This window comes from Campylobacter portucalensis (assembly GCF_009690845.1).
Classification (GTDB): Bacteria; Campylobacterota; Campylobacteria; order Campylobacterales; family Campylobacteraceae; genus Campylobacter_B; species Campylobacter_B portucalensis.
In genome coordinates, this window is sequence record NZ_VWSJ01000006.1 from 102719 (window position 1) to 112099 (window position 9381).

The 9381-nt window shown below is 27.3% G+C and carries 12 protein-coding genes; 10 read left to right on the forward strand and 2 right to left on the reverse strand.

The window, feature by feature from the left end; translation table 11 throughout:
- Together F1B92_RS02685 and F1B92_RS02690 are read right to left on the reverse strand one after the other, a co-directional pair.
- Positions 1-375: a YbgC/FadM family acyl-CoA thioesterase gene (locus F1B92_RS02685; RefSeq protein ID WP_154570369.1), complete on the reverse strand. Its 375-nt coding sequence runs from the start codon at positions 373-375 to the stop codon at positions 1-3.
- Positions 372-854, reverse strand: a complete 483-nt coding sequence (locus F1B92_RS02690; RefSeq protein ID WP_154570370.1) for a DUF4149 domain-containing protein — start codon at positions 852-854, stop codon at positions 372-374. The genes F1B92_RS02685 and F1B92_RS02690 overlap by 4 nt, the downstream gene beginning before the upstream one ends.
- A 140-nt stretch (positions 855-994) precedes the next feature.
- On the opposite strand from F1B92_RS02690, the gene rpmH reads away from it, so the two are divergent.
- From rpmH to gmhA, 10 genes are read left to right on the forward strand one after another with little or no spacing between them, the layout of a single operon-like run.
- Positions 995-1129 (forward strand): 50S ribosomal protein L34, encoded by a 135-nt coding sequence (gene rpmH, locus F1B92_RS02695; RefSeq protein WP_154570371.1) that lies wholly within the window; start codon positions 995-997, stop codon positions 1127-1129.
- A gap of 41 nt (positions 1130-1170) precedes the next feature.
- Positions 1171-1452, forward strand: a complete 282-nt coding sequence (gene rnpA / locus F1B92_RS02700; RefSeq protein ID WP_326833078.1) for a ribonuclease P protein component — start codon at positions 1171-1173, stop codon at positions 1450-1452.
- Positions 1449-1781, forward strand: a complete 333-nt coding sequence (gene yidD, locus F1B92_RS02705; RefSeq protein WP_154570372.1) for a membrane protein insertion efficiency factor YidD — start codon at positions 1449-1451, stop codon at positions 1779-1781. The genes rnpA and yidD overlap by 4 nt, the downstream gene beginning before the upstream one ends.
- Positions 1775-3340 carry a membrane protein insertase YidC gene (gene yidC, locus F1B92_RS02710; RefSeq protein WP_326833076.1) on the forward strand — a complete coding sequence of 522 codons (1566 nt, stop codon included), beginning with the start codon at positions 1775-1777 and terminating at the stop codon, positions 3338-3340. The genes yidD and yidC overlap by 7 nt, the downstream gene beginning before the upstream one ends.
- The gene (locus F1B92_RS02715; protein ID WP_154570373.1) at positions 3337-4071 is read left to right on the forward strand and encodes a Jag N-terminal domain-containing protein; all 735 of its coding nucleotides are present in this window, start codon (positions 3337-3339) and stop codon (positions 4069-4071) included. Before yidC ends, F1B92_RS02715 begins: the two co-directional genes overlap by 4 nt.
- The gene (mnmE, locus tag F1B92_RS02720) at positions 4064-5392 is read left to right on the forward strand and encodes a tRNA uridine-5-carboxymethylaminomethyl(34) synthesis GTPase MnmE (RefSeq protein WP_154570374.1); all 1329 of its coding nucleotides are present in this window, start codon (positions 4064-4066) and stop codon (positions 5390-5392) included. The genes F1B92_RS02715 and mnmE overlap by 8 nt, the downstream gene beginning before the upstream one ends.
- 38 nt (positions 5393-5430) lie before the next feature.
- Positions 5431-5952 carry a D-glycero-beta-D-manno-heptose 1,7-bisphosphate 7-phosphatase gene (gene gmhB / locus F1B92_RS02725; protein WP_154570375.1) on the forward strand — a complete coding sequence of 174 codons (522 nt, stop codon included), beginning with the start codon at positions 5431-5433 and terminating at the stop codon, positions 5950-5952.
- Positions 5952-6938, forward strand: coding sequence for an ADP-glyceromanno-heptose 6-epimerase (gene rfaD, locus F1B92_RS02730; protein WP_154570376.1), 987 nt, complete (start codon positions 5952-5954; stop codon positions 6936-6938). Before gmhB ends, rfaD begins: the two co-directional genes overlap by 1 nt.
- Entirely contained in the window at positions 6931-8331 is a 1401-nt protein-coding gene (rfaE1, locus tag F1B92_RS02735) for a D-glycero-beta-D-manno-heptose-7-phosphate kinase (protein WP_154570377.1), read from the forward strand. The genes rfaD and rfaE1 overlap by 8 nt, the downstream gene beginning before the upstream one ends.
- Positions 8328-8897: a D-sedoheptulose 7-phosphate isomerase gene (gmhA, locus tag F1B92_RS02740; protein WP_154570378.1), complete on the forward strand. Its 570-nt coding sequence runs from the start codon at positions 8328-8330 to the stop codon at positions 8895-8897. Before rfaE1 ends, gmhA begins: the two co-directional genes overlap by 4 nt.
- Positions 8898-9381 lie beyond the last annotated feature (484 nt).

Sequence of the window (9381 nt, forward strand, 5' to 3'; positions counted from 1 at the left end):
CTATTTTTGAATAAAATTATTTAAAATTTCAATTAACTTTTTATCCATTCTTGCAGGTTTTTTATCTACTAAAAAACCTACTTTAATGTCTGCTTGAAATATCAACTCATCATCTTTAAAAATCTCTTGTTTTAGTGTAAGACTAGTTTTTTTAAGTTCTAAAATTTTACTCTTTACCTCCAACAAATCCCCAATAAAAGATGGTTTTATAAATTTAGCTTCTATTTTTGTAACTACAAAATGTCTGTTTTGAGTAAATTTATAACCTTGATTGAAAAAAATCTCACTTCTTGCTCTTTCACAATATTTTATATAGTTTGCATGGTATGTTATTCCAGCAGCATCGCTATCTTCGTAATAAATTCTAATTTTCATTTTATACATCTTTTATAATTATAAAATTTTAAAAAGAACAAAATACTTTGCGAAAAAATCATAAGCTTCATACACCATTCACTTGCTAAATGATATTGTGCAAAAGTTTTTGTTTTTGTTATCTCTTCACCTAAACTTTGAGCTTCTAAAATATAATCTGTAAAATAAAATACAAAAGCAAGAGCTAAAGCAAAACCTATGAATGCGAGCATAAAATTAGAAAATTTTAAATTAAAACTTTCGTTTTTGTTTTTTAGATTGAAAATTTCAACAACAAAACTTATAAACATTACAAATATTAAAAATTTATTGTATTTTATAAAAATATTTGTCATTAATTGTCCGCTTTGAAAATGCGTTAAAATCTCGTTTCCTATAATGTTTTGTGGATAAAAAATAGTAGGAGCAACTAAAATTCCTATACTTAATTCAATTCCAACTAAAACTGCAATTAAAAAAAGATAAATACCTTTTAACATAATACAAATCCTTAAAATTTAAATTATTGTATAATTTTATACTCGTATGATAAATATTTGGCTATTTTTTAAATTTTAAATCTATTTTTAAGATAATTTTAGCTAAAATCCTACTTTACAAAAAATTTAAAAGGAAGATTATGAAAAGAACATACCAACCACATAAAACTCCAAGAGCTAGAACTCACGGCTTTAGAGTTAGAATGAAGACTAAAAATGGTCGTAAAGTAATTAATGCAAGACGTGCAAAAGGTAGAAAAAGATTGGCAGTTTAAGGGGTTTAATTTCATTAAAACATCAAAATGATTTTAATGAAATTTACCAAAAGGCGAATAAATGGCATTGCGAATGTGCTGTGATTTACTTTTTGGAAGATCGAAAATGCAGGTTTGCTGTTGTTGCAAGTAAAAAGGTAGGTAATGCAGTTAAAAGAAATAGAGCAAAAAGAGTTATGCGAGAGATTCTCTTGAAAATGGAAGATGATTTGAAATTTGGTAGTTTTGTGTTTATAGCCAAAAAAGATATAAATAGCATGAAATTTATTGATATTTATAGAAATTTTAAGTGGTCTTTTAAAAAATTAAAAGCTTTAAAATGAAAAAAATCTGCTTAAAAGTGATAAAATTTTATCAGCTCTTTATATCTCCGCTTTTGCCAAAAAGTTGCAGGTATTATCCAACCTGTTCAGAATATGCTATTTGGCAGTTTAAAAATAATACTTTTTTAAAAGCTTTTGCGTTTTCTTTTTTAAGAATTTTAAGATGCAATAAGCTTTTTAATGGTGGTATAGACTATCCAATTGTTAGTAAAAATTTTATAATAAGCTATAAAAATAGCCAAATTTTTGCACCTGTTTTTTGGTTTATACCTTATAAAGATGGAAAATTTTATGTTATAAAAGATTTAAAAAGGAAGCAGCAGTGTTAGATGAAAAATCCATACAAAAAAGAGCAGTCGTAGCTATACTCTTAGCTTTTATATTTTTTTTAGGATATGATCATTTTTATTTATCCAAATTTAGAGATACAAATCAAACTATTCAAACGAATAAGGCTCCATCGGTTGAGGCTTCACAAACTAAGCCTATTATAGAAGATAGATTAAAAGAAAGAAGTAATATAACTATAGCTAATGTAAAATCAGATATTTTTGATTTAAAAATAGATGAATTTGGAAGAATTAGTTCTTTTATGCTTAAAGAAAATATATATAAAAACGAAGATGGTGAATTTACAAATTTAATAGATCCTACACTTAATTTAATGCCACTTGAGATTCGTTTTAGTGATCCAAAGTTAAATGATTTGGCTTTTAAGACCAAGTATGAAGCTAGTGTTGATGAGTTAGACGTTACGAGCAAGCCAAAAACTATCACTTTAACTCAAAATTTAGGTGAGCTAACAATTACTAAAATAATTAAATTTTATCCAACTGGAAATTATGAGCTAGATGTGAAATTAAGTAAGCCAGTGAGTTATTTTATAACTCCTGGTGCTAGATCTAATGTAGCAGTGGATGGATATACAGTTCATGGTGTTTTGCTTAGAGATTTTAATGATAAAAGTTTAGAAATTATAGAAGATTCTGATTTGAAAAACGAAACTAAAAGGTATCATAATGTAGATATAGCATCAGCTTTTGATAGATATTATGCAACATTATTTTATAATTTTGAAAAGCCTTTTAATGTAGTTTTAACATCACAAAATAAAACTATAAATCAAACTTTTATTGAAGCAAATGGAGATTTTAAAATTTATGGCTATATTGGACCAAAAAATCATAAAATTCTTAATGACATAAATAAAGAGTTGATAGATATAATAGAATACGGATGGTTTACATTTATAGCTAAACCTATTTTTTGGCTTTTGAGTGCTATTTATAATTATGTTGGCAATTGGGGTTGGGCGATTGTTTTACTCACGATATTGATAAAAATTATTTTAGCATATCCAACATATAAAGGTATGGTATCTATGAATAGACTCAAAGATTTAGCACCAAAAATGAAAGAAATTCAGCAAAAATACAAAGACGATAAAGCCAAAATGCAAATTCATATCATGGAACTTTATAAAAAACATGGAGCAAATCCTATGGGTGGATGTTTGCCAATTTTAATGCAAATTCCAATATTTTTTGCGATGTATAGAGTGCTTTTAAATGCTATAGAGCTTCAGGGTGCTGCTTGGATTTTATGGATAGATAATCTTGCTATTAAAGATCCATATTTTATTTTACCAGCAATTATGGGGCTTTCTATGTTTATTCAGCAAAAAATTACCCCTACAACATTTGCAGATCCTATGCAAGAAAAAATTATGAAATTCTTACCTTTGATTTTTGTATTTTTCTTCGTAACCTTTCCAGCTGGACTTACTTTGTATTGGTGTGTTAATAATATAATTTCAGTGATACAGCAATATATCGTAAATAGAATTTTTAAAAGCAAAAAAGCGTTAAATGAAGGCAATAAGCAATGAAAATTATAGCAAAAACTCTTGAAGAGGCTTATCTTAAAGCCTCAAGAGAGCTTAATCGTTCCGTTGTTGAATTAAATATAAAAGTTATTCAAAATCCAAAAAATGGATTTTTAGGTTTTTTTAAAAAAGATGCAATTATAGAAATTTTAGATTTACCAAATTTATCCCCAAACAAACAAGAAAATCAAGCTAAAAAAGAAATATCAATTAGTCAAAAGGTGAAAAATAAAAGCAATAGCAAAAAAAGTGAGTTGAAAATAGAGAATTTTAGCAATATTTTATATCAAGTAGAGACTGGATTAAAGAATTTGCTTGCATCTAATTTTTTTGAAATAGATATCGTCGAGATTAGTAAATTTAATAGTGATACGATTTATATTAAATTAGATGGAAAAGATTCTGCATTATTGATAGGAAAAGAAGGGCATAGATATAAAGCTTTTTTATGTTTGCTTCATAATTGGATTAGTATAAAATATGGCTTAAACATTCGACTTGAGATAGCTGAATTTTTAAAAAATCAAGAGAATATGATTAAAAATTATCTAAATGACTACATAATTCCTCGCGTTAAAGAGCATTCTAGAGCTCAAACCAAGTTACTTGATGGAATTTTAATTAATATTGCACTTGAGCAACTAAAAGCAGAATTTCCTAATAAATATATAGGGGTTAAATCATCAAAAAATGGTAAATTTATAGTTATAAAAGAATGTAAGAAAAATGATTGATACTATAGTAGCCATAGCAACCCCTAATGGAATAGGCTCTATTAGTGTTGTTAGAATGAGTGGTAAAAAGGCTTTAGGTATAGCTTTAAAACTTTTAAAAATTAAAATTTTAAATCCAAAAGAGGCAAAATTTGCTAAAATTTACTCTCAAAAAGGAGAGTTTATTGATGAAGGAATTATTATTTATTTTAAATCACCTAGTAGTTTTACAGGCGAAGATATAGTCGAATTTCAAACCCATGGTGGTTTTTTGATTTCAAATTTAATCTTAAAAGAATTAATTAATTTAGGTGCTAGACTTGCAAATCCAGGCGAATTTAGCAAAAGAGCATTTTTAAATGGTAAAATGGATCTTTCAAAAGCATTAGCTATTCAAAATTTAATAACTTCAAGATCTATTGATTCTCATAGAATTTTATCTAGGCAAATGTGTGGTGAGTTAAGTGAATTTGTTTTAAATTTAAGGCAATCTTTGATAAAAACTTTAGCTTATGTAGAAACGTGCATTGATTACGCAGAAGATGATTTGCCTAGTGAAATTTTAGATGATACAAAAAAAATGTTAAATCAAAACCATAAAGAATTAAGCGATATTGTAGAGATTAGCGAGCAAAGAAGAGGGTTGATAGATGGTTTTAAAGTAGCCATTATTGGAAAACCAAATGTTGGAAAAAGCTCTATTTTAAATACATTGCTTAGATATGATAGGGCAATTATAAGCGATGAGGCTGGCACAACTAGAGATAGTATAGAAGAAAGTTTGGCTATAGGTACACATTTGGTAAAAATAATTGATACTGCCGGAATTAGACAAGGCACTTCAAAAATAGAAAATATAGGCATACAAAATTCTATAAAAATAGCAAAAGAGGCTGATATTATTTTAGCTGTTTTTGATGGATCTAGAAAATTTGATGAAGAAGATGCTAAAATTTTAGAAATTTGCAATCAAAATAAAGATAAGCATATTATTTATATTTTAAATAAAAGCGATTTGAGACAGAAATTTGACTTTGATACAAAAAAATGGTTAAAAATTTCTGTAAAAACTAGTTTAAAAGAGCTTTTACAAGAACTTGAAAAATATTTAGATTCTAAAAATTATGCTGGATTGATGCTTAGTTGCGATACTCAAATTTTTGCTGTAAATAGTGCAAAAGATAGTATTTTAAGAGCTTTAAATTTATTAAATGAAAGCGAGCTTGAATTATTTGCTTATGAATTAAATTTAGCCATAAATGAAATTTCAAGCATAACAAGACCTTTTGAAAGAGCAGAAATTTTAGATGCAATGTTTTCATCGTTTTGTCTAGGAAAATAAATTTATAGTTATTTAATCTAAATTTGTATAATAAAAATATGAAAAATTATATAAAAAGAGCTATTTTTTTGGATAGAGATGGCGTTATAAATGAAGATTTTGGTTATGTTTATGAAATTTCAAAATTTAAATTTAAAGATGGTATTTTTGAAACATTAAAAGAGCTTCAAAATTTAGGATTTTTACTTATAATAATTACCAATCAATCAGGAATTTCAAGAGGTTATTACACTAAAAAAGATTTTGAAAAACTCACAAATTTTATGTTAGATGAATTTTTAAAAAATAGTGTTGTTATTAATCGCGTCTATTTTTGTCCTCATATTGATAATGAAAAATGCAGTTGCAGAAAACCAAATCCTGGTATGATTTTAAAAGCAAAAGATGATTTTGATTTAGATTTAAAAAATTCATTTTTGATAGGTGATAAGGTTAGCGATATGCAAGCAGGAAAAAATGCTGGGATTAAAAATTTATTTTTATTAAGCAAAAATCAAAATTTAGAGTATAATACAATAAAAAACATTAAAGAAATTCTAAAATTTGTAAAGGAAAATTAATGCAAAGCATAGAAGGTAAAAATATTGTCGTAACTGGCGGAGCAGGCTTTATAGGCTCAAATTTAGCACTTTTTTTTGAAGAAATGGGTGCAAATGTGTTGGTTATAGATATTTTTAGGAGTGGAGATAGGTTTGAAAATGGAAATTTAAAAAGCTTTGGGCATTATAAAAATTTACTTGATTTTAACGGCTTTATTTTAGAAGGCGATATAAATGATAAAAAAGTTTTAAAAAACATTAAAAAATTTAAACCTTATGCTATTTTTCACGAGGCTGCAATTTCAGATACAACAGCTAGCAATCAAAGTTTAATGATAAAAACCAATTTAAACTCTTTTATAAATTTGCTAGAAATTTCTAAAGATATAAACTCAAAAATGATTTATGCAAGCTCAGGTGCAACATATGGTAATGCAAAAAGCCCACAAAAAGTTTGGGAGTGTGAAGAACCTAGAAATGTTTATGGTTTTTCAAAGCTTATGATGGATAGAGTTGCAAAAAAATACTATGATAGTGTGCATTGTATAGGACTTAGATACTTTAATGTTTATGGTAAAAATGAGTTTTTTAAAGAAAAAACCGCTTCTATGGTTCTTCAGTTTGGACTTCAAATTTTAAGCGGAAATTCTCCAAAGCTATTTGAGGGAAGTAAAGAGATTAAAAGAGATTTTGTCTATATAAAAGATGTTATTAATGCAAACTATTTAGCACTTTTTTCTAAAAAAAGCGGAGTTTATAATGCAGCTACAGGCAAAGCTAGAAGTTTTCAAGATATAGCTGATATTTTACAAAAAGAGTTAAATACAGATTATAAAAATATTTATATAAAAAATCCTTTTGCAAATCAGTATCAATACTTCACTCAAGCTGATATCTCTCAAACACAAAAAGATTTAGGATATGAGCCAAAATTTAGCTTAGAAGAAGGTATTAGAGATTATCTACCTGAGATAAAAAGAGTTTATGAGAGTGAATTTAATGCGTAAAAATCCTAATATTTTAGTCATTGGTGATTTGATGATAGATCACTATTTATGGGGAGAGTGTGATAGAATTTCGCCTGAAGCACCTGTTCAAGTAGTTGATATTAAAGAAGAAACAAAGCGTCTTGGTGGGGCTGGAAATGTTATAGCAAATTTAAAAACACTTGGTGCAGAAGTTGGAGTTATGAGTGTTTTAGGCGATGATTTGATAGCAGATGAGATCTCTTTTTTACTTAGCAAAGATAAAATAAAAATAGAAAAATTAATTCGTGAAGTAGGTAGAAAAAGTGCTCAAAAATCTCGCCTTATGGCAGTTCATCAGCAAATCATCCGCTTTGATAAAGAGAGCAAGGAAGAGATAAAATCAAAAAGCGAAGAAGAGTTGGTTTTAAAGCTAGAAGAGATTATAAAAAACTATGACGCTGTTTTATTAAGTGATTATGCAAAAGGAGTTTTAACGCCTAGCTTTTGCTCTTCAATCATTAAAATAGCAAATCAAAACTCTAAATTTGTTTTAGTAGATCCAAAAGGAAAAAATTTTTTAAAATATAAAGGAGCAACTCTTTTAACACCAAATTTAAAAGAGGCATCATTGGCAACAGGTATTGAAATAAATGATCAAAACTCTTTAAAAAAAGCAATCTTAAAGCTAAAAGATGAAGTTTTACTAAAGTACTCTATCATAACTCTTTCAGATAAAGGAATGGCTCTATACGATGATAAGCTAGAGATAGTTCCAGCTATCGCAAAAGAAGTTTATGATGTAACAGGTGCTGGAGATACGGTGTTAGCGACTTTAGGATATGCTTTATCAATAGGGCTTAATATAAAAGATGCAGTTATCTTAGCAAATAAAGCAGCTGCTGTGGTTGTAGGAAAAGTAGGAAGTGCAACTGCTAGTTTAGAAGAGATTGAAAAATACATCCATTTAAATGATGAATTAGAGTGCAAGATAAAAACCTCTAATGAATTAAGTCAAATTTTGCAAAATGGCGATAAAAAAGTAGTTTTTACAAATGGCTGCTTTGATATTTTACATATCGGACATATTAAGTATCTAAAAAAATCTAGAAATTTAGGCGATATCTTAGTTGTGGGGTTAAATAGCGATGATTCGGTTAAACGCTTAAAAGGCAAAAGCCGCCCTATAAATTCACAAATTAATAGAGCTTTAATGCTAAGTGCTTTAAGTTTTGTTGATTTTGTAGTTATTTTTGATGAAGATACACCTTATGAATTAATTAAAAAAATAAATCCTGATATTTTGGTAAAAGGGGCCGATTATTTAGGTAAAGATGTCGTTGGAAGCGATGTTGTAAAAGATGTTAGATTGATAGAGTTTGAAGATGGATTTAGCACAACAAATTTAATAGATAAAATTAAGGAATCAAAATGAAAAATATGATAGAAAATGAGATAAATGAACATTTAAAAACAGTTTTAAAAGTTCAAAATGAGTTGGTTGATGATATAAAAACAGCTTGCGAAATGGTAGTTGAGTGCTTAAAAAATGGTAAAACTGTTTTTTTATGTGGAAATGGTGGAAGTGCAGCTGATGCTCAGCACGTTGCAGCTGAACTAACGGGTAGATATAAAACTGAAAGAAAGCCACTTGCTGGAATTGCACTTACAACTGATACTTCAGCCTTAACAGCTATTGGTAATGACTATGGGTATGAGTATGTTTTTGTTAGGCAACTTGAGGGTCTTGCTAAAAAAGGCGATCTTTTAATAGCCATTTCAACTAGTGGAAATAGTAAAAATGTTTTAAAAGCTTTAGAATATGCTAAAGCTGCTAAGATAAAAACTCTTGGACTAAGTGGAAAAGGAGGTGGAGCGATGAATGAGATGTGTGATTTTAATTTAGTTGTTCCATCAAATGATACAGCTAGGATTCAAGAGATGCATATTTTAATAGAACACACGCTTTGTCAAGCAGTTGATAATGCGTTTAAGGAATAAAATTACACAAAAGCATTTTTTGTAAGCTATCTTAGTCTTAAATACATCCGTAAGATTATTTTATTATTATAGAAACTGCATTTTTGTTAAAGCAGAGAGTATTTTATTAAAATTTTTATGATTGATAAGTATAATAATACCAGTAAAACAGTTTTTAATTTATTTATTCTCTATTTATGACTAAAAAACTAAATTTAAATGAGATTGAAGTATAAAATTAGAATAGTGAAATTTTATTTAATGTAAGAAAAATAGTTTATAAAATTTAATGTTGGATTAAACCATATATTTGCTTTTATGAAATTAGTCAGAACGTAAGATTATTTTATAAAGCTTGTTGATGTTATATAATTTTGGCAGTTAGAATAAATTTTTAACTTCATTAAATATCTTACGTTTAGGTAAAAGATGATAAATTTTTATAGAAAAATTTTTAAAATAATAATAAAAAGTAGATTTACAAAAAATCCACTTTATCCAACCC